This window comes from Ectopseudomonas alcaliphila (assembly GCF_900101755.1).
Taxonomy (GTDB): Bacteria; Pseudomonadota; Gammaproteobacteria; order Pseudomonadales; family Pseudomonadaceae; genus Aquipseudomonas; species Aquipseudomonas alcaliphila.
In genome coordinates this window covers 210,021-230,491 of the sequence record NZ_FNAE01000004.1, presented here as the reverse complement: position 1 = coordinate 230,491, position 20,471 = coordinate 210,021, and the positions used below count along the sequence as shown (strand labels likewise).

The following is a 20,471-nucleotide window of genomic DNA, read 5'->3' as shown; positions in this document are numbered from 1 at the left end:
ATCGGATCGACATTCGCTATGCTGATCGTCTTCTCATCCGCCATGGAGCCTGACATGACTGCCTCCCGATCCATTCTGATCATCGGAGCCTCACGTGGCCTCGGCCTTGGTCTGGCCAGTGAATTCGCCGCCCAGGGCTGGGCCGTGACCGCCACCGTGCGCAGCGCCGCGCAGCAGGCACCGTTGCAGGCACTGCCCGGCGTGCGCGTGGAACAACTGGAAATGACCGACCCGGCCAGCCTGGAACAGCTTGCCGGTCGCCTGAACGATCAGCAGTTCGACGTCATCTTCGTCAACGCCGGGGTTGCCGGACCGGCACACCACAGCGCCGCACAGGCCAACGCCGAGGAAATGGGTCAGCTGTTCCTGACCAACGCCGTCGCTCCGCTACGCGTGGCCGAGCGCCTGCTGCCGCACCTGGCCGCCGAGCAGGGTCTGATCGTGTTCATGAGTTCGATCCTCGGCAGCATCGAGGCGGGTGCCGGCCTGGGCATGCCGCTGTACGGTGCCAGCAAGGCCGCGCTCAACCACCTCGTACAGTGCTTCGTGCGCGCTCAGGACAATCCGCGACTCGCCGTACTGCTGATGCACCCGGGCTGGGTGCGCACCGACATGGGCGGCGCCGACGCCCCACTGGACATCACCAGCAGCTGCAAGGGCATGGCCCTACAGGTCAGCGCCGCCATCGGCCAACCCGGCCTGCGCTATCAGGACTTCGAGGGCAATCCGTTGCCCTGGTAAGCATCACCGCTGGATATCGGCCCGCCACCTGCGGACCAGGCACGATTGCTCCCACGCTCCGGCGCGGGAGCGATACACCTGGGCGAGCGAGCAAGCCATTTCGCGCCATAACGCACGCCACAAACATCCTGACATTCGTATACTCTGCCGCCCTCTGAACACTCGCAGGATGCGAGCCTCCCACCACCATTACTCGGGACTAGGTCAATGGACAACCTGTATCAGACACCCAAAGCAGAGCTGCTGGACGAACAATCCCATTCCCGTGGCGCGTTCTTCGTCACCTCACAGAACAAGCTCTACTTGCTGTACTTCACCACCTTCGGCCTGTATTCCATCTACTGGTTCTACAAACAGTGGAACAGTCAGCGCAGCGCAATGCTGCCGAAAAAGATCTGGCCGGCGCCGCGCTCGATCTTTCAGATATTTTTCACCCATTCGTTATGCCGCCTGATCAACGAGCACAAACAGCGCCAGGGCCAGGCGCCCTGGGCTTACTCGGGCACCGCCTGGGCCTATGTGCTACTGACCCTCGTCAGCGATGGCCTGACACGAACCGATGGCCCAGGCGGTGCTCTTGAATTGCTGCTGACGATCGGCGTCGTCATTGTTCCGGCCATTCCCCTGGCGCTGATTCAGCAACAGGCCAACCAGGCGAGTGGCGATGACAATGGGCAGACCAACGCGTCTATCAGCGGTCTCAACTTGCTGTTCATCGTCCCCGGGGCGCTACTATGGCTGCTCTTCTTGGGCGCACTCTTTTTCTAAATCCCCAAGCGCAGACATCGCACTTGCAGGATGGGTTGAGCACAGCGACCCATCAGACCCAGGAATCCAGGTACCGCTCCGCTCAACCCAGGCTACTTGCTAGACAGACAAGTGTTTTCTTGTGGTTGTGGTGAATAGCGAAACGGTCGGAACAGGCGAGTCCTGCCGCGGAACAAGGCCGAACCAATACTGATCCCAGGGATCGATTGAACGCTCGGCCCCGCTGCGCGAACTACAGAATGGCCAGGACGGAAAAGCCCAAAATAAGCCGAATATGCGAATGCAACCGCGCTGACGACAGGTGCAAAAGAAAAGCTTTGCTCGCTACTTGTGGAGAGGGTCCATCTAGGAACGAGGCTCAACTTGCCTGGAAAGATAATTCATGACTTCGTACTCGGCTCCAAGATACGCAAACAATTCGTTACCCAATGGTTCTGAGGCTTGAATGTGTAGAACCAAGTGCTCGATGTAGAGCAAGTCAAAGCCAGAGCCGTTTTCCAAGTGCAAGCGCTCGCTGCCAATAACATGAACCTGCGGCTGTTTGTATCTCGTAAAGAATAACGTAGGCGATCCGTCGACCTGACGCCACTTATAACTTCCATAGGTCGGCGTATCCAGCGCCTCCGCTAACGCAGCCTTCGAGGCCTGGCGTGCGAACGCTAGTGCCTGCTCTTGGGACGGAAACGCCTCCAGCTGGTCAACAGATTGACTCAATCCGTCATAGTCGTACAGATCGCGTGACGCCACGACAATATATGAATTTTTCTGTAGACGCCTGCGTTCAGCCTGTAATCCAGACTCGACAGCGGCAATGAAGGAAGTAATGTACCTTCCGTTCCAGCACGGCAAGATAGTACTTGCGAAAGCCAGCGTATTTTCTGTGCTCATGCCACTTCCTGCGGAGTTCAACCGCAGGCCTCCGTTGTTGAAATAGTATCTACGTGGTTTCGCCTAACGCTCAAAGCAGCGTCGCGCATTAGCGGGTCCAGCCCAGAGGGCGATGCTGCCTTTGCTTGTTATACGTTTCACCACAATTTCCACCAAGGCTTCATACCTACGCTTATTTCAGGGTAGCCAGTGCCTGCTGTGGAATGTTGCTCCACACCGCTAGGTACATCAGCACCTAAGCGATTTGGAAATGGCTTCAACTCACCAAGAATGAGATTAGATACTAAAAAATCTAACAGATGTACATCATACTCATTGTCTGTGGCACCATATTGCGCTGAATTCCGATTTACACGGGCATTCTCAACCACATATCCATCATCGTTTTTTCTTAACCCAAAATCAAAAACGCACACGCCAGTCCAGCTTCTGCACACATAGAAAGAGTCTTCAAAGAAATAGCCGTTCCACTTCTCGTCCATGCTATTTGCAGTTAAACCAAGTTTTAATTTTTCATACTCACCCTCAGAAAACACTCGGCGATAATCTATTCGCGAATTTTCATCTGGCATTTTTTTGAGCTCAGCAAATTGTTCGCTAGTAATCATAAGTCCCTTACGTATAACGCCACGCACACCGGCGCGAGTTTGCGAACATCCGGTAGTCGGAGGCTGCGTAGTACTGCGTTTGGTTATGTGTTGACTCTGCCGCCACATTAATCTGATAGGTTGAGTTGCCAAGACACGCCATACCTATCCTTCAGCCATCCAAATTTCTGACTAAAGCCATAGTTATCCAAAGGCATCAGTTCCGAGCCGCCTTCGGCTAAGGCCTGAAAGATTTCCTCAATCTCCCTCGTCGACTCACATTCAACATGCAATGACATGGAGGGTGTAAAATTAAATTGGTGGTCAAGGTGGCTGTCCAGCGCCATAAATTCGGTACCGTTTATCGTAAACCGAGCCATTTTGGTAGAGCCTTCTGGTTCATGCTCACCGATACCGTAGCGCTGAATATCGATGATCTCTGAGCCAGGAAATAAAGAGATATAGAACTTGATTGCTTCCTCGGCTTTCCCAGCCTGCTCCCCGACAAACATGAGCGAGGTCTTAATGGATTTCATCTGTTCCTCCGTTCTGATTTGTACACATAACGTTTGGTTAAGGGGCGGGCTTTAGCCCGTCCCAGTGAGCGAAGCGAACGATTTGAACCACTGGTCAAGCAGGCTGCCACAAAGCAGATGGGAATATGCCCGTTACTTTTCCGAGCCCTATTAGCCTTATGAATTGCCTTGGGTTTACCGGTAAAGCCATATACTCCTGTGCTCTAGGGTTCATCGCAATCGTTTGTTTCTCATTCCACCAGCACAGATCACCATTATCTGTAATAGCCCATAACGAATAGGCCTCTAGTCTCAGATCATGCCATTCTTCGGTTTTTATATCCTGCCATATTTCATTCTGCTTGATTAGATCAAGATTCGAGTTTTCTGAATGACGCAGGATATTGAAAAAGCTGTATGGGTAGACGCCGCAATCTTCAATCAGCGAATCAATTTCAACGAATAGCTTTGAGTGATCCATGATCTGCCTAACGCTGCAATCACGCGCTTGTCGCGTGCATTGCCTTGTTAGCTCCTTGGTTTAATTTGTTTTGGCAATTTTGCAGGATACATCCTCTTCAGCCCTTCCAAGGCCATTTGGTGACTCTCAAAGACCTCTGGCTCTAAGTTAAATTTTCCGCCTTCGATTACGTAAAGATAAACGGAATTTCCTTTTGAGGAATCTAGCAACTCATTCGTCATTGTAAGAGCGGCGGGAATATGCCTTTCCGATGATTCGATCTCCTCAATAGAAGAACCAATACAGCATATTAGGACAGACCCTCCTACCCCTCTCTTTCGTGCCAAAATCGCAAGCGAATATTTTTTATCAACTCCGCGCCTTTCAATATATGGCCGAAAGTATTCCTTAATTTTCGGCCCTAGCTTCGCGTCATAGATTTCATCAAGAAATTTCGTTCCTGCCCAGCCCCCTAAAAATACTGATATTCCAATTAATGCGTCTAGCCCGGACAGAAAGGCTGTAGGGCGAGAAACTATTCTTAGATCTACGTCGTCAGCACACGGATACTCTTTCGCAACCTCTTCAATCACCTCGCCGACCGGAATCGCCACTTCCTTCACGAAAATGTTTTGCCCGAAGGCCAAGTATCTCTCTGATATTTCAATCACGGATCGAATCCTTTCTCAAGCTAACGGGCAAATTTGTAGCGCAGCAAAAATTTTGTCCCTGTGCCTGTGATTGTTAGGAGTCATCTTCACCGGTGTTGACTCTTATCAGCTGAATTGACACCACACTAGCCGATGCCTGTATAGCTTCTACATAACCAAACCCATGAAAGGTTTTTCCTAAAATACGAGCAAGATAATGTTGGGCTGTACTCCACTCCGCGATTTCTATAGGGACAATATTCTGAGACTCCGCGACAAGTTTAGCTCCTTGTTGTAATGGCAGCGGAGTGACGATAATAGCCCCGGCACCTCCAGTATCAAGAATTCGAAAAGCTAAACCACCAAGAGATTCTTGGTTCAGTCGTTTAGCAGTGTAACGTCGGCACTCCAAGATAAGAAAACCACCCTCATCCAGACATGTCGCCGTTCCTTCGACATGCCATTTAGTGCCAGAACTCCCAGACAGCACAGCCTCACCGCCAACCGAAATAATTCCTAGCTCCGATGCGAAATGTTGCAGTATTTCTCTTGAAGCAGATTCGTAACGCTTCCAGTCAGGTTGAGACATAAACGTGGCTCCTAACAGTGATTAGATGGAAGGCGGTACTAATCCGATAGTAGAGCGCTCCATCTAACTCCGCACCATCCCGTTTCACTTAGCGCTAAAAAACCTTCTCAATCATAGCGTTATCGCAAACACCCCAGCCGGCCGCTGTATTCGCTTGACCTCTTCTTTTTGCTCAAGCATTACGACTGTACAAAAACACGCCACCAAAAGGCGCCTTACCCAACCTGCCCGAAAGAGCACTTTACGCCGCCACTGGCATTCGGCGGCAGCTCGCTGTGTGGCCACCAAGCTGGGGCTTTGAGGAAGCTCTGGAATGCATCCGGGCTAAGGCTAAGGGTCGCGCCTCAAGCTCCTCCCACTGCCAGATGGCAAATTGGTTGGAGAGGCTTTAGTCGCGAACGCGCGGATACAGTGCGCTGAGTACTACCGATGGTGAAGCTCGCACCAATGCTGAGCATGAATCTGCATGCGCCCTGCAGCGAGGCTCCAGACAGAGAGTTTTCTGACCTCATGGCCAGGTTTTTGCTTTAGTCCCGCTCAGTCATGTTCATGAGCGCTTTCCATGTCCGCCCCACCCGACTCCCCCCGTTTGCAGCTAACAGCCATCAGCAAGCAGTACCCCGGCTGCCTGGCCAACGACCGCATCGATCTGGCCATCGCCCCTGGCGAGATCCGCGCCCTGCTGGGCGAGAACGGTGCCGGCAAGAGCACGCTTATGAAGATCATCTATGGCGTCACCCAACCCAGCAGTGGCGGGATCCACTGGCAGGGCGAGCGGCTGACGATGCGCGATCCGGCCATGGCTCGCAGCCTGGGCATCGGCATGGTGTTTCAGCATTTCTCGCTGTTCGAAACGCTGAGCGTGGCCGAGAATATCGCTCTGGCCATGGGTGCGGACGCCGGCACGCCGAAGCAACTGGAGGCGAAGATCCGCGAGGTGTCGCAGCGCTACGGCATGGCGCTGGAGCCAACCCGCCTGGTGCACAGCCTGTCCATCGGCGAGCGCCAACGCGTGGAGATCGTTCGTTGCCTGATGCAGGACATCAAACTGTTGATCCTCGACGAACCCACCTCGGTGCTGACCCCACAGGAAGCCGACGAGCTGTTCGTCACCCTGCGCCGCCTGGCCGCCGAGGGCTGCAGCATTCTGTTTATCAGCCACAAGCTCGGCGAAGTGCGCGCGCTGTGCCAGAGCGCCACGGTGCTGCGTGGCGGGCGAGTGTCCGGCCATTGCGTGCCGGCCGAGTGCAGCGATCTGGAGCTGGCGCGGCTGATGGTCGGCGACGCCGAGGGCCTGGAGAGCAGCTACCCGAAAGTCAGCGGCGGCCTGCCACGGCTGCGCGTCGATGACCTCAGTTGGCACAACCCCGACCCCTTCGGCTGCTCGCTCGAGCGCATCCGTCTGGAGGTACGCAGCGGCGAGATCGTTGGTATCGCCGGTGTCGCCGGCAATGGCCAGGACGAACTGCTCGCCCTGCTCAGCGGCGAAGTCCGCCTGCCACGCGGCGAACGCGAGCGGGTCAGTATCGATGCCGCGCCGGTGGCCAATCTGCATCCCGATGCACGGCGCGGGCTGGGTCTGGCTTTCGTGCCTGCAGAACGCCTCGGCCATGGCGCCGTGCCGGAGATGAGCTTGGTGGACAACGCCCTGCTCACCGCCTTCGGCCAGGGTCTGGTCAGGGGCGGCCTGGTGCAGCGCGGCAAGGTGCGCGCGCTGGCCGAAGAAATCATCCGCCGCTTCGCGGTGAAAACGCCGGATGCCGACGCAGCGGCGCGCAGCCTGTCCGGCGGCAACCTGCAGAAATTCATCCTCGGCCGGGAAATCCTGCAACAGCCCAAACTGCTGGTGGCCGCGCACCCAACCTGGGGCGTGGACGTCGGCGCGGCGGCTGCCATCCACCGCGCGCTGATTGCCCTGCGCGATGCCGGCGCGGCGATCCTGGTGATCTCCGAAGACCTCGACGAGCTGTTCCAGATCAGCGACCGCATCGGCGCGCTGTGCAGCGGGCGCCTGTCGCCGCTGGCCGACACCGCGCAGGTCAGCACCGTGGAAGTAGGCCGCTGGATGGCCGGTGAATTCGATCAACCCGCCGCTGCTGCGGCCTGCTGACGGAGCCCGTCATGCTGTTATCCCTGGAACCGCGCGGCCAGGAGTCGCGCCCCATGCTCTGGCTGTCGCCGCTGTTGGCCGCCGTGCTGACCCTGGTGAGCGGCGTGCTGCTGTTCGCCCTGCTCGGCCATGACCCGCTGGAGACGCTGCACACCCTGCTGATCGCCCCGGTCAGCGACTGGTATGGCGTGTCCGAACTGCTGGTCAAGGCATTGCCGATCCTGCTCTGCGCCCTGGGTTTGGCGGTGGCCTACCAGGCGCGCATCTGGAACATCGGCGCCGAAGGCCAACTGTTGATCGGCGCCCTGGCCGGCAGCGCCATGGCCCTGCAACTGATCGACTGGGACAGCCGCTGGGCACTGGCCTGGGTGGTGCTGGCCGGCACCTGCGCGGGCGCGGCGTGGGCCGGGCTTACCGCCTGGCTGCGCACGCAGTTCAACGCCAACGAAATCCTCACCAGCATCATGCTCAACTACATCGCGCTGAACCTGCTGCTGTTCTTCGTGCATGGCCCGCTGAAGGACCCGGCCGGTTTCAACTTCCCCGAGTCGGCCATGTTCGGCGATGCCAGTCGCCTGCCGCTGGTCAGCGAGGACGGGCGCCTGCACGGCGGCCTGTACCTGGCGCTGCTGGCCCTGGTGGCGGTGTGGGTGCTGCTGCACAAGAGCTTTCTCGGTTTTCAGATCAAGGTGCTGGGCCTCGACAGCCGCGCCGCCGGTTTCGTCGGCTTTCGCGAGAAGCGCCTGGTGTGGTTCGCACTGCTGGTCAGCGGCGCACTGGCCGGGATGGCGGGAGTGGGCGAAGTGGCCGGCCCCATCGGTCAACTGGTGCCGCAGGTCTCGCCCGGCTATGGCTATGCGGCTATCACCGTGGCCTTTCTCGGCCGTCTCAACCCACTCGGCATTCTGTTCGCCAGCCTGCTGATGGCGCTGCTCTATCTGGGCGGAGAGAACGCGCAGATGAACCTCAATCTGCCCCAGGCGATCACCCAGCTGTTCCAGGGAATGATGCTGTTCTACCTGCTGGCCTGTGACGTGCTGATCCTCTACCGGCCACGGCTGAAGTGGAAATGGTCGAAGCGCGACGCCAAAAACAACACCGAGGCCATGGCCTGACAAAGAACCTGTAGGAGCGAGCTTGCTCGCGATCCTTGCCGACACTGATCGCGAGCAAGAACTGGGCGTCCCCCTCGCTCCTACAAAGCTATGCACAAAGGAACTCCCCATGGATCTCGACCTGTTGACCAATATCTTCTACGCCATGGTGCGCACCGGCACGCCGCTACTGCTGGTGGCCCTGGGCGAGCTGGTGTGCGAGAAGAGCGGCGTGCTCAACCTCGGCCAGGAAGGCATGATGCTGTTCGGCGCGGTGATCGGCTTTATCGTCGCGCTCGCCACCGGCAGCCTGTGGCTCGGCGTGTTGCTGGCGATTGCCGCCGGCATGCTGCTGTCGTTGCTGTTCGCCGCCGTGGCACTGGGCTTCAATGCCAACCAGGTGGCCACCGGCCTCGCCCTGACCATCTTCGGCGTGGGCCTGTCCACCTTCGTCGGCGCCGCCTGGGTCGGCAAGCCACTGTCCGGCTTCGAGCCCATCGTCATCCCGCTGCTGTCTGACATCCCGCTGATCGGGCGCATGCTGTTCGCCCAGGACGTGCTGATCTATCTGTCCTTCGCCCTGTTCGCCCTGGTGGCCTGGTTGCTGCTGAAGAGCCGTATCGGCCTGATCATCCAGGCCGTCGGCGAGAACCCGGATGCCGCCAGCGCCATGGGCCTGCCGGTGCTGCGCGTACGTACCCTGGCAGTGCTGTTCGGTGGCGCCATGGCCGGCCTGGCCGGTGGTTACCTGTCGCTGGCCTACACGCCGATGTGGGCGGAAAACATGACCGCCGGGCGCGGCTGGATCGCCCTGGCCCTGGTGGTTTTCGCCAGTTGGCGCGTATTGCGCGTGCTGCTCGGCGCCTACCTGTTCGGCCTGGCCAGCATTCTCCATCTGGTGGCGCAGGGCATCGGCCTGTCGATCCCGTCGAACCTGCTGGCCATGCTGCCCTACGTCGCCACCATCGTGGTGCTGGTGCTGCTCTCGCGCGATGCGATCAAGACCCGGCTGTATGCGCCGGTATCGCTGGGCCAGCCTTGGCAGCCGGGGCATTGAGGCTTACCAGTCGCGGCTGAAGCCCCTCCCACAAAAGCCGCTCCCACAGGCTGCATTGTTGCTGTGGGAGGGGCTTCAGCCGCGACCAGGCGATCCATTCCCTGCTATACCTTTGCCATTCCCATTCAGGAGGCAAAGGAATGCCCCATTCAGCCCGCTTGCGCGCCGGTCGCTTCTCGGAGCCGCAGCACATCTACCTACTCACCGCTACGACCGAAAACCGTGAAACGCTTTTTTCGAACTTCACGATTGGTCGTCTGGTCGTTGCTGAACTCAAAGCTGCGCAGCAGGACGGCCTGGCAGAATCACTGGCCTGGGTGGTAATGCCCGATCACCTGCACTGGCTGATTGCACTGCAGCAAGGCTCACTCAGCGAATTGATGCGGCGCATCAAGGGACGCAGCGCCAAGCGAATCAACGCATTGGCCAGTCGCCAGGGAAAGCTCTGGCAGGATGGGTTTCATGATCGAGCGTTGCGCCGCGAGGAAGATGTTCTGCCCGCCGCGCGTTATATCGTCGCCAATCCCCTGAGAGCTGGCTTGGTCAACCGGGTGGGAGATTATCCATTGTGGGATTCGGTGTGGCTCTGACCTTGTGGGAGTCGCGGCTAAAGCCCCTCCCACAAGAACAACACTGATCCGTGGGAGGGGCTTCAGCCGCGACAGGTTTGTTGCTCCTGACTCCAGAGTCAGCTATCTTCCCCAGCTCGTCATTCCCGACGAACCTGGATCAGCAGACAGGGTCAACACTGAGCTGGCTTACCTGAAATCAACCTCAGAGGAGCCACTCATGGCTGCTACTCGTATCTGGATCAAGAACCCGCTCGCCATCTTCACTGCCAACGACCTGGACGCTTCCTCCGGCCTGGTGATCGAGGATGGCCGCATCAGTGAGGTGCTCGGCGCCGGCCAGCAACCCGCCGCGCCCTGCCAGCAGGTGTTCGACGCGCGCGAGCACGTGGTGCTGCCGGGCCTGATCAACACCCATCATCATTTCTACCAGACCCTCACCCGCGCCTGGGCGCCGGTGGTCAACCAGCCGCTGTTCCCCTGGCTGAAGACGCTCTACCCGGTCTGGGCACGCCTCACTCCCGAGAAACTGGCCCTGGCCAGCAAGGTGGCGCTGGCCGAGCTGCTGCTGTCCGGCTGCAGCACGGCTGCCGACCACCATTACCTGTTCCCCGGCGGTCTGGAGAACGCCATCGATGTGCAGGTGGAGGCCGTACGCGAGCTGGGCATGCGCGCCATGCTCAGCCGCGGCTCGATGAGCCTGGGCGAAGACGACGGCGGCCTACCGCCGCAACACACGGTGCAAAGTGGCGAGACGATCCTGGCCGACAGCCAACGCCTGATCGGCCAGTACCATGAACGTGGCGATGGCGCGCAGATCCAGATCGCCCTGGCGCCCTGCTCGCCATTCTCGGTCACACGCGAGATCATGCGCGCCAGCGCCGAGCTGGCGGACGAACTCGACGTGCGCCTGCACACCCACCTGGCCGAAACCCTCGACGAAGAGGACTACTGCCTGCGCCAGTTCGGCCTGCGCACCGTGGATTACCTGGAAAGCGTCGGCTGGCTGGGACCACGTACCTGGTTGGCCCATGGCATCCACTTCAACTCCGAGGAAATCGCCCGCCTCGGCGCTGCGGGGACCGGCGTCTGCCACTGCCCCTGCTCGAATATGCGTCTGGCTTCGGGCATCTGCCCCGTGCACGACCTGGAAGCGGCCGGCGTACCGGTCGGCCTGGGCGTCGACGGCTCGGCCTCCAACGATGCCTCGAACATGATCCTCGAAGCGCGCCAGGCCCTGTATATCCAGCGCCTGCGCTACGGCGCCGAAGCGATCACCCCCGAACGCGCACTGGGCTGGGCCACCCGAGGTTCGGCACGCCTGCTCGGACGCAGCGATATCGGCGAGCTGGCGGTGGGCAGGCAGGCCGACCTGGCCCTGTTCAAGCTTGATGAGCTGCGCTTCTCCGGCAGTCACGACCCCATCGCCGCACTGCTGCTGTGCGGCGCCGACCGCGCCGACCGGATGATGATCGGCGGCACCTGGCGCGTCATCGATGGGCAGATCGAAGGACTGGACGTGGCGCAGCTGATCGCCGATCACCGTCAGGCAGCGAAGCAGTTGATGAACGCCTGATCCCGAACCGTAGGGTGCGCCGTGCGCACCGAAAAACTGCCGGTGCGCACGGCGCACCCTACGGGCTAAAGCCCCTCCCACCAGAACAACGTCAGCCTGTGGGAGGGGCTTCAGCCGCGACCGTCGTTTCGTCGGTGTCACTACAGGAGCGACGCACCACAACACGACATGCAAGGCCGCCACGCACCAATACCGCTCCGCTCCCTAGCCATCTCCAAACAGCGAACCCCGCCACCCGGCTATCTGTCTTGTTGGTCAGCTTTTTGCAGTCATGGGATCAGCCAACCAACGGCCATCCCAACACCAAGACTGGAGCTGCACCCACCATGCACAAGAAGAGCAAGAAACCGCTGCTGCGCACCCTCGTCGCCGCCCTGGGTTTTGGCGCCATGCTCAGCGCCTCGGCAGCCGATCCATTGAAGGTCGGTTTCGTCTACATCGGCCCCATCGGCGACCACGGCTGGACCTACCAGCACGAGCAGGGCCGGCAGATGCTGATCAAGGAAATGGGCGACAAGGTCACCACCAGTTTCGTCGAGAACGTGCCAGAAGGCGCCGACGCCGAGCGCGTCATCCGCAACATGGCCAAGGGCGGTTTCGACCTGATCTTCACCACCTCCTTCGGCTACATGAACCCGACCATCAAGGTGGCCAAGCAGTTTCCCAAGGTCACCTTCGAGCACGCCACCGGCTACAAGCAGGACAAGAACGTCGGCACCTACCTGTCGCGCTCCTACGAGGGGCGCTACGTCGGCGGCTTCCTCGCGGCGAAGATGACCAAGACCAAGAAGGTCGGCTACGTCGCCTCCTTCCCGATCCCCGAGGTGATCCGCGATATCAACGCCATCCAGCTGGCCCTGGACAAGTACAACCCGGGCACCGAGATCAAGGTGGTATGGGTCAACACCTGGTTCGATCCGGGCAAGGAATCCGATGCCGCCAACGCGCTGATCGACCAGGGCGTGGACGTGATGTTCCAGCACACCGACAGCCCGGCACCGATCCAGACCGCCGAGCGCCGTGGCATCTACTCGGTGGGCTACGCCTCGGACATGGCCCACTTCGGGCCCAAGGCCGTGCTCACCTCCATCGTCAACGACTGGGGCCCGCACTACGTCAAATCCACCCAGGCGGTGATCGACGGCTCCTGGCAGCCGCAGGATTTCTGGGGCGGCCTGGCCGAGGACACCATCGAACTGCCGATCAGCGACCTGGTACCGGCCGATGTGAAGAGCGAAGCCGAGCAGATCATCGCCGACATTCGCAGCGGCAAGTTCCACCCCTTCACCGGCCCGATCAAGGATCAGAGCGGCGCGGTGCGCATCGCCGAAGGCGTGAGCGCAACCAACGCCGAGCTGGCCTCGATGAACTACTACGTGGAAAACGTGAAGGCCGAGCTGCCGAAGTAAGCGCATAGCATCGCGGCTGAAGCCGCTCCTACTCCCACGCCTGTAGGAGCGGCTTCAGCCGCGATAACTTGGAGATTACCGATGCCGTCCCTGCTTATCTCAGCAGAACCGCATCACCGTGGCGCCGGCCTTTGGTGCCACGCATCGCTGCCCTGGGTACGAGAAGACTCGCAGCAACACCCCGGAGCTTTTATGAACAGCCTCCCCATCATCGACATCGCCCCGCTCTACGCCGACGACGCTTCGGCATGGCCCGCCGTGGCCGAACAGATCGACCGCGCCTGCCGCGACTGGGGCTTCTTCTATATAGTCGGCCACCCTATAAGCAGTGAACGTATCGACGCCCTGCTCAGTGCAGCGAAGACCTTCTTCGCCCTGCCGGCCGAAGAAAAACTCAGGATCGACATCACCCAGACCGCCCACCATCGCGGCTATGGGGCGATCGCCACCGAGCAGCTCGACCCGAGCAAACCGAGCGACCTGAAGGAAACCTTCGACATGGGTTTCCATATGCCCGCCGATCACCCCGAGGTGCTGGCCGGCAAGCCGCTGCGTGGGCCGAATCGCCACCCGGATCTGCCCGGCTGGGCCGAGCTGATGGAACAGCATTACGCCGACATGCAGGACCTGGCCAGGACCCTGCTGCGCGCCATGGCCATGGCGCTGGACATCGCGCACGATTTCTTCGATGCGCGCTTCCATGAGCCGATCAGCGTGCTGCGCATGATCCACTACCCGCCGCGCCACACCGCCAGCAGCGCCGAACAACAAGGCGCCGGGGCGCACACCGATTACGGTTGCATCACCCTGCTCTACCAGGACGATGCCGGTGGCCTGCAGGTGCGCGCGCGGGGTGGCGAGTGGATCGACGCACCACCGCTTGCCGGCAGCTTCGTGGTCAACATCGGCGACATGCTGGCGCGCTGGAGCAACGACCGTTACACCTCGACGCCGCACCGGGTGATCAGCCCGTTGGGGGTGGATCGCTATTCCATGCCGTTCTTCGCCGAACCGCACCCGGACACCCTGATCGATTGCCTGCCGAACTGTTCCAGCCCGGACAACCCGGCCAAGTACCAGCCGGTGACCAGCGCCGAGTACCTGCTGTCGCGCTTTGCCGATACCTATGCCTATCGGCGTGAAGAGGCGCAGGGCTGATCTGATGGCTCCCACGCTCCGGCGTGGGAGACCAGCCTGGGACGCTCTGCGTCCCACAGATGCGGAGCGTCTGCAACTGCATTCCCACGGGGAGCGTGGGAACGATCAAGCCGGACCGGATACGCCCACCGGCGCAGCACAATCCTGTCCCACCGGTTAAACTTTGCGACCAACCAAGCCTGACAACGAGAACCGACCATGCCCGAATGGCTCAACGCCCTGCCCAAGGCCGAACTGCACCTGCACCTGGAGGGCTCGCTGGAGCCTGAACTGCTGTTCGCCCTGGCCGAACGCAATCAGATCGCCCTGCCCTGGGCCGATGTCGAGACCCTGCGCGCGGCCTATGCCTTCAACAACCTGCAGGAATTTCTCGACCTGTATTACGCCGGCGCCAACGTGCTGCGCACCGAGCAGGACTTCTACGACCTGACCTGGGCCTACCTGCAACGCTGCAAGGCGCAGAACGTCATTCACGTAGAGCCCTTCTTCGACCCGCAGACCCATACCGATCGCGGCATTGCCTTCGAGGTGGTGCTGCGCGGCATCCAGCAGGCGCTGCTCGATGGCGAGAAGCAACTGGGCATCAGCCATGGCCTGATCCTCAGTTTCCTGCGTCACCTGCCCGAGGAAGAAGCGTTCAAGACCCTGGAACAGGCCATGCCGTTCCGCGATGCCTTTATCGGCGTCGGCCTCGACAGTTCGGAGAAGGGCTTCCCGCCCCGGCTGTTCGAGCGGGTGTTCGCCAAGGCGCGTAGCGAAGGCCTGCACGCGGTGGCGCATGCAGGCGAGGAAGGCCCGCCCGAATACATCTGGGAAGCGCTGGACCTGCTCAAGATCAAGCGCATCGACCACGGTGTGCGCGCCATCGAGGACGAACGGCTGATGCAGCGCATCATCGACGAACAGATTCCACTGACCGTCTGCCCGCTGTCGAACATCAAGCTCTGCGTGTTCGAACACATGAGCCAGCACAACATCCTCGAGATGCTCGAACGCGGCGTGAAGGTGACGGTGAACTCGGACGACCCGGCCTACTTCGGTGGCTACGTCGGCGAGAACTTCGCCGCCCTGCACGAACACCTGGGCATGACCGAAGCACAAGCCAAGCGCCTGGCACAGAACAGCCTGGACGCGAGGCTGGTGTAAGACGCCTGGGGCGCACGCAGCGATCGCCAGGCGGGTTCCTTGGTGTGCGCGGCGCACCCTGCCGCGGCGGTCCCGTGGGAGGGGCTTGAGCCGCGACGCAAAAGCTCGCCGCTACAGCGCCTCCCACGGCTGATCACTTCAGAAGTCGACATCCACCTTGGCCCAGAAGGTGCGGCCCGGTTCGTCGATGCGGGTGTCGGCCGGGAAGCCAAAGCCGGCGTCGCCGGCCCGGTTGAGGTGCTCGGCGTAGCGCTTGTCGAGCAGGTTATCCACACCGGCGCTGAGCTTGACCTGCTGGCTGACGCGGTAGGCGCCGTTGAGCGAGAGCACGCCGAAGCCGGCACTGTCACCGAAGTCCTGCCCAACCACGTTGCCGCGCCCGTCGGCGATGCGCCCCTGGCCGTCGACCACACGCCAGAGCGCACCGGCGCTCCAGGCGTCACGCTGGTAGCTCAGCCCCAGGCGCGCCTCCAGCGGTGGCATCTGCGGCAGTGCCTCACCGTCGCTGCTGTTCTTGCCCCAGGCGTAGGCCAGGGTTGCATCGGCCTTCCAGTTGGAGGCGAAGGCGTAGGCCACGCCCAGTTCGCCGCCCATGATGCGCGCGTCGACATTGTCGGCCTGGGTACCCATACCGCGATAGTCGAACAGGATGTAGTCCCGCACCTGCCCGGCATAGGCCGATGCCCAGGCCTGCAGCACCTCGCCCTGATACTGGATGCCGATGTCGAACTGGGTGGTCTTCTCCGGCTCGATACCATCGAAAGCGTTGCGCGAGCCAGCCGGGCCGTTCAGCCCTGCCGAGAACAGCTCCCAGTAATCCGGGAAACGCTGCACATGGCCGAGGCCGGCATAGAGGGTGGTCGGCGAACCGGACAGGTCATGCTCGTAGCGCACGAAGCCGCTGGGCAGGGTCTCGGCGCGTGTCTCGCCCGCCGTCGGGTTGGGCCGCACCATGCCCATCATGCTGCGAAAACTCTGCCGGTAATCCTTGGCCGATGCACGATCCACGCGCGCCCCGGAGACCAGGCGATCACGCTCGGCCAGGCTCCAGGTGGCCTCGGCGAACGCGCCGTAGTTGTGCATCAGCGCGTCCTTGTTCCAGGGGAAGCGATCGGCGTCGGTGTAGCCCGTCATCATGCTGTAGGTGGAGCGGCGGGCACGGTGCTCGCTGCGCTGCGCATCGATGCCGGTGATCAGTTCGAGGTCGTCCCACGTCCAGGTCGCGGCCAGGCGTGCGCCCAGGGTACGCCGGTCGACCTGCGAGGCCATGGGCATGGCCATCATGCTGGTCGGGTTCGGCATGCGCAGGCGGAAGTTGTCCATGATGTGGTCGGCGTAGTTGTAGTAGATCTTGGCCTCGACCTTGTCCAGCACACCGCCGAGGTTGCTGCGTTCGATGCGCAGGCCCAGGCTTTCGCGCTTGAACTGGGTGCCGTCCATGCCGCGCCCGGCGTAGCGCGCCTCGCCATCGCCACGGCCGGCGCTTAGCTCGATCAGGGTGTCGGCATCCGGCGTCCAGCCCAGTGCGACATCGGTGTTCCACTTGTCCCAGCGCGAGGCGATGGTGTCGCCATCACCGTTGTCGTAGTCGTCCGAGTGCGAACGGTTGGCCATCACCCGCAGGTAACCCTGCTCGCTGCCGACGGCGCCGTCGATCAGGCGGTCGAAGCGGCCATTGGAGCCGGCCAGCACGCTGGCATGCAGGCGCGCGCCGAGTTCGCCGAAGCGCGCCGGCTCGCGCTCGAAGCGCACCACGCCGGCGGAGGCACCGGGGCCCCAGATCACCGTCTGCGGGCCCTTGGTCACGGTCAGCAGATCATAGGTTTCCGGGGCGATATAAGAGCTGGGCGCGTCCATCCGACCGGGGCAGGCACCCAGCATCTGGCCGCCGTCGGTGAGCAGCAGCAGGCGCGAGCCGAACATCCCGCGCAGCACCGGGTCGCTGTTGCTGCCGCCGCTGTGAATCGCGGAGAAACCGGGAATGGTCTTGAGGTAGTCGGCGGCATCGCTGGCCGGCACCGGCTGGCGTGGGTCCTTGGGATCGGCCACCACGGTCAGCGGCGAGCTCTGCTGGATCGCCGTGATCACCGTGGGCGGCAGTTGGTGGACATGCTCCTCGGCATGCAGCGGCGCGATGACACTCAGGCCACAGGCAACGGCCAGGGCAGACAGGGGAAAACGAGGGCGCACGGAAGCGGCGCCCGTAACGAAGGAAACGGACATGCGGATACCTGAAAAGTCGATTGGCGAAGAGGCCTGGCAAACGCCTCAATAGCTGGAAAACTTCAGGTGAGAAACGGCGGTGCGCGTGACAGCGCATGAGGGAAATGGGCAGTTTGCAGCGACTGCGCCGGTAACGCTCCGCACACCTCATGGCGCGGCCGCAGGCGCCCAGCAGCGGACCAGTTACTTTCGGCCAGCGCCGGGCAGTGGGAGAGCAACGAACAGTAGCCGCAGGCGTCCACCTGCAGCACCGGCTGGCTCCTGTCGAGCGCGACCGGCACGCTGCCCGCCCCGTCATGACAGCCGAGCTGGTTCAGCCAGCGCCAGTCAGCCGGTTCGGCACGCAGTTGCGACGCCAGTGGTGCCAGCACGATCAGGACGAACGCCAGCAGCCCGAGCTGGGCGGCGAGCGTACGTCTGCGTGCCGTGAACAGCATCAGTGCTGATGCTTGCCGTGGTCGTGGGCGTCGCCATGATCATGGCCAGCCGGCGCGTCTTGCTGCACGGCGACGTCGACCTCGACCTTGCCAGCCTTCTCGAACGTCAGCGTCAGCGGGAAGCGCTCACCGTCCTTGGCCTGCTGCTTCAGGTCGAACAGCATGACGTGGTAGCCCATGGGCTCGAATTTCACCTCGCCACCGGCAGGGATGGCGACGTCCTGCACCTGCTGCATCTTCATCACGCCATCTGCGTGCACATGCTCATGCAGCTCGGCCTTGCCGGCCACCGGAGTGCTGACGGCCAGCAGGCGATCGGCCTCGCTGCCCTTGTTGTGCACAACGAAATAGGCAGCCGCGGTCGGCGCCACTGGCGGCATCTCGCGCGACCAGGGGTGATCGATATGCAGCTGGCCGACTTCGTACTCGTGGGCCTGGGCCAGCATTGCGGGCAGGATCAGAACAAGGCCTAGCAGGGTTTTGCGCAGGTTCATGCGGGTTGTCTCCGGGTTGGTATCGTTGAGAATCATGGCACGCCTCAACTGGCGAGACGCGTGCTGGGAAGCAAGCCGAGGGAGCGGTCGAGCGCCCACATCAGCAACAGTGAGGCGCCCGCCAGCGGGAATATCATGCCCAGCGCGATCATCACGCCGATGGCGGTCTTCCAGCGCGGCAGATCGTGGCGCAGCGGCGGTACGCCGAGGCGACCGGCCGGGCGGCGCTTCCACCAGATCACCAGGCCACTGACCGCGCTGAAAATGATCAGCAGGCAGACCAGCGCCATCAGGATCTGGTTGGCCAGGCCGAACATCTTGCCTTCGTGCAGCTTCACGCCGCTCTCGACGGCTCGTGCAACCATGCCGTAATCAGCCCAGCGCACATCGGCCAGCACCGCACCGCTGTATTGATCCAGATGCAGGGTGGCGTCGTTGCGCGGGTCATCGGCGAACAGCGCGACGCTGTAAACGCCACTGGCACCCTGCGGGAAGCTGATGCTGTAGCCGCGTTGCACGCCGCGAGCGTCGGCCGTATCGACCACCTGCTGCAGGCTGATGCGTGGCGCAGCCGGGCCCTGGTCGTGACCGGCATGGCCGCGATGCGCCGCATGCGGATCGGACGCCGGCAGCGGCGTGACCTCCGCCGCCCAGGACACGGTCTGTTCGCGGCTGCTGTTGAGGCTGCCGGCGAGCTGCCCGGACTTCGGCACGTCATCCCACATCGCCGCGGGAAACTGGTTCCAGGCGCCGGCGAACTGAGCACCCCAGAAGCCGGTCCAGGTCATGCCGGTGAGCAGCATGAACAACAGCAGCAGGGAACCCCAGAACCCGGTCACGGCATGCAGATCGCGCCACAGCAGGCGCCCTCGGGCATGCAAGCGCGGCCAGAGTACGCCGGCCGGATTGCTGCCGCGCGGCCACCACAGGTACAGGCCGGACACCACCAGCACGATGCCCCAGCCAGCGGCCAACTCGATCAGGCGGTCGCCCAGGGTGCCGATCATCAGATCGCCGTGCAGGGTGCGCGCCACCGCCTGCAGGTTCCATTGCGCGTCCTGCTCGCCGAGCAGGGTGCCACGGTAGGGATCGACGAACAGGTTGAGCAGGCGGCCGTCGCGCTCGATGACGAACTGCGCACTGCGTCCTTCGCCGACCGGAGGCAGGTACTTGCTCATCGTCGCGCCAGGATAGAGCTGCTCGACCAGCGCCAGCTGCTGGTCGGCACTGACGCGCTGCTCGCTGGCCGGCGCCAGCATCAGGTGCGGATACAGCCAGGTGTCGAGCTGCGGTTTGAACAGATAGATGATCCCGGTGACCGACAGCAGAATCATGAACGGGATGACGAACAACCCGGCATAGAAATGCCAGCGCCAGGCCAGGTTGTAGAACGACGGGGCCGCACGCTCACGGGCAGGTGCGGTGCAATCGGGGGAAGACGCCATGAAGCTTTCTCCAGCCCGCCGCAGTCGTGGACACACGGCGAGGCATTCGCATGATAGGGACGCCCTGAGCGGGCGGACGGATCAGGCGAGCAAAGGAGAAGCGCGGGGATTGGCTGGTGGCCAACGATAGCGGGTGAGTCGCGGCAGATGCAGCGCGGACAGCGGCCAGCTGCGCTCGGCAGCCAGCAGCCCGAGCAGGCCGAAGAAGGCGGCGAGAATGATGGCGCTGAACAGGCTGGCCAGGGCGCAGTTGGCGCCGGTAGCCGGATTCGGTGCGACGATGCCGGAGCCGCTCAGGTCGGCGCCTGCGCCGAAGTTGCCATCGAACGAACAGTACTGCCCGTCCAGACCACTGAGCTGCATGCCGGCCATCTGGCCGTGGCTGATGGCGCAGACGAACGCACTGAACAGGATGCTGAAGTACAGCACCCAGGCAGTCAGTGAGCGGTCGTTACGGGCCAGTTTCATGGGGCGCGACTCTAAACAGAGGATGCCAGTGCGACACTGCGGTGCGTTGCCGCAGGCGTTGTGTACGAGAGTCTAGCAGGGGTTCGG

General features: G+C 61.7%; 21 protein-coding genes. 10 read left to right on the top strand and 11 right to left on the bottom strand.

Annotated elements, in window-relative coordinates; translation table 11 throughout:
- The first annotated feature begins 54 nt into the window (after nucleotides 1-54).
- Together BLR77_RS15520 and BLR77_RS15515 are read left to right on the top strand one after the other, a co-directional pair.
- Complete coding sequence (locus BLR77_RS15520) at nucleotides 55-741, top strand: SDR family oxidoreductase (RefSeq protein WP_074679333.1); 687 nt, start codon at nucleotides 55-57, stop codon at nucleotides 739-741.
- A 207-nt stretch (nucleotides 742-948) separates the two neighbouring features.
- On the top strand, nucleotides 949-1,509 hold the full coding sequence (locus tag BLR77_RS15515; protein ID WP_074679331.1) for an MFS transporter permease: 561 nt from the start codon (nucleotides 949-951) through the stop codon (nucleotides 1,507-1,509).
- 345 nt (nucleotides 1,510-1,854) lie between these two features.
- On the opposite strand, the gene BLR77_RS15510 is transcribed toward BLR77_RS15515, so the two are convergent.
- The 6 genes from BLR77_RS15510 to BLR77_RS25110 form a co-directional block, all read right to left on the bottom strand.
- Nucleotides 1,855-2,397, bottom strand: coding sequence for a hypothetical protein (locus BLR77_RS15510; protein WP_074679329.1), 543 nt, complete (start codon nucleotides 2,395-2,397; stop codon nucleotides 1,855-1,857).
- 137 nt (nucleotides 2,398-2,534) lie between these two features.
- Nucleotides 2,535-3,005, bottom strand: a complete 471-nt coding sequence (locus BLR77_RS25125) for a hypothetical protein (RefSeq protein WP_139202999.1) — start codon at nucleotides 3,003-3,005, stop codon at nucleotides 2,535-2,537.
- Between the two features lie 107 nt (nucleotides 3,006-3,112).
- Nucleotides 3,113-3,520 (bottom strand): VOC family protein, encoded by a 408-nt coding sequence (locus tag BLR77_RS15505; RefSeq protein WP_074679327.1) that lies wholly within the window; start codon nucleotides 3,518-3,520, stop codon nucleotides 3,113-3,115.
- 94 nt (nucleotides 3,521-3,614) lie between these two features.
- Nucleotides 3,615-3,980 carry a hypothetical protein gene (locus BLR77_RS25120; protein ID WP_139202997.1) on the bottom strand — a complete coding sequence of 122 codons (366 nt, stop codon included), beginning with the start codon at nucleotides 3,978-3,980 and terminating at the stop codon, nucleotides 3,615-3,617.
- A gap of 47 nt (nucleotides 3,981-4,027) precedes the next feature.
- Nucleotides 4,028-4,630: a hypothetical protein gene (locus BLR77_RS25115; protein WP_139202995.1), complete on the bottom strand. Its 603-nt coding sequence runs from the start codon at nucleotides 4,628-4,630 to the stop codon at nucleotides 4,028-4,030.
- Nucleotides 4,631-4,703: 73 nt separating this feature from the next.
- Nucleotides 4,704-5,198 (bottom strand): hypothetical protein, encoded by a 495-nt coding sequence (locus BLR77_RS25110; protein WP_074679325.1) that lies wholly within the window; start codon nucleotides 5,196-5,198, stop codon nucleotides 4,704-4,706.
- A 562-nt stretch (nucleotides 5,199-5,760) separates the two neighbouring features.
- Between BLR77_RS25110 and BLR77_RS15495 the strand changes: the two genes are divergently transcribed.
- From BLR77_RS15495 to BLR77_RS15460, 8 genes are all read left to right on the top strand, one after another.
- On the top strand, nucleotides 5,761-7,308 hold the full coding sequence (locus BLR77_RS15495) for an ABC transporter ATP-binding protein (RefSeq protein ID WP_074679323.1): 1,548 nt from the start codon (nucleotides 5,761-5,763) through the stop codon (nucleotides 7,306-7,308).
- Nucleotides 7,309-7,319: 11 nt separating this feature from the next.
- Nucleotides 7,320-8,423, top strand: a complete 1,104-nt coding sequence (locus BLR77_RS15490) for an ABC transporter permease (protein ID WP_074679322.1) — start codon at nucleotides 7,320-7,322, stop codon at nucleotides 8,421-8,423.
- Between the two features lie 109 nt (nucleotides 8,424-8,532).
- Complete coding sequence (locus tag BLR77_RS15485) at nucleotides 8,533-9,459, top strand: ABC transporter permease (RefSeq protein WP_074679320.1); 927 nt, start codon at nucleotides 8,533-8,535, stop codon at nucleotides 9,457-9,459.
- 140 nt (nucleotides 9,460-9,599) lie between these two features.
- Entirely contained in the window at nucleotides 9,600-10,049 is a 450-nt protein-coding gene (locus tag BLR77_RS15480; RefSeq protein WP_074679318.1) for an REP-associated tyrosine transposase, read from the top strand.
- A 199-nt stretch (nucleotides 10,050-10,248) separates the two neighbouring features.
- Nucleotides 10,249-11,604 carry an 8-oxoguanine deaminase gene (locus BLR77_RS15475; protein WP_074679316.1) on the top strand — a complete coding sequence of 452 codons (1,356 nt, stop codon included), beginning with the start codon at nucleotides 10,249-10,251 and terminating at the stop codon, nucleotides 11,602-11,604.
- A gap of 326 nt (nucleotides 11,605-11,930) precedes the next feature.
- On the top strand, nucleotides 11,931-13,013 hold the full coding sequence (locus tag BLR77_RS15470) for a BMP family ABC transporter substrate-binding protein (protein ID WP_074679314.1): 1,083 nt from the start codon (nucleotides 11,931-11,933) through the stop codon (nucleotides 13,011-13,013).
- A gap of 192 nt (nucleotides 13,014-13,205) precedes the next feature.
- Complete coding sequence (locus tag BLR77_RS15465; RefSeq protein WP_074679312.1) at nucleotides 13,206-14,171, top strand: 2-oxoglutarate and iron-dependent oxygenase domain-containing protein; 966 nt, start codon at nucleotides 13,206-13,208, stop codon at nucleotides 14,169-14,171.
- Between the two features lie 198 nt (nucleotides 14,172-14,369).
- Nucleotides 14,370-15,317, top strand: coding sequence for an adenosine deaminase (locus tag BLR77_RS15460; protein ID WP_074679310.1), 948 nt, complete (start codon nucleotides 14,370-14,372; stop codon nucleotides 15,315-15,317).
- A 138-nt stretch (nucleotides 15,318-15,455) separates the two neighbouring features.
- Here the strand turns inward: BLR77_RS15460 and BLR77_RS15455 are convergent, their stop codons facing one another.
- The 5 genes from BLR77_RS15455 to BLR77_RS15435 form a co-directional block, all read right to left on the bottom strand.
- Nucleotides 15,456-17,540, bottom strand: a complete 2,085-nt coding sequence (locus BLR77_RS15455) for a TonB-dependent copper receptor (RefSeq protein ID WP_074679308.1) — start codon at nucleotides 17,538-17,540, stop codon at nucleotides 15,456-15,458.
- A gap of 62 nt (nucleotides 17,541-17,602) precedes the next feature.
- Nucleotides 17,603-17,977: a DUF2946 family protein gene (locus tag BLR77_RS15450; protein ID WP_074679306.1), complete on the bottom strand. Its 375-nt coding sequence runs from the start codon at nucleotides 17,975-17,977 to the stop codon at nucleotides 17,603-17,605.
- On the bottom strand, nucleotides 17,977-18,471 hold the full coding sequence (locus BLR77_RS15445) for a copper chaperone PCu(A)C (RefSeq protein ID WP_174578091.1): 495 nt from the start codon (nucleotides 18,469-18,471) through the stop codon (nucleotides 17,977-17,979). Before BLR77_RS15445 ends, BLR77_RS15450 begins: the two co-directional genes overlap by 1 nt.
- Before the next feature lie 44 nt (nucleotides 18,472-18,515).
- On the bottom strand, nucleotides 18,516-19,916 hold the full coding sequence (locus BLR77_RS15440; RefSeq protein WP_074679302.1) for a PepSY-associated TM helix domain-containing protein: 1,401 nt from the start codon (nucleotides 19,914-19,916) through the stop codon (nucleotides 18,516-18,518).
- Nucleotides 19,917-19,997: 81 nt separating this feature from the next.
- Nucleotides 19,998-20,384 carry a DUF2946 domain-containing protein gene (locus BLR77_RS15435; RefSeq protein ID WP_074679300.1) on the bottom strand — a complete coding sequence of 129 codons (387 nt, stop codon included), beginning with the start codon at nucleotides 20,382-20,384 and terminating at the stop codon, nucleotides 19,998-20,000.
- Nucleotides 20,385-20,471: the final 87 nt, after the last annotated feature.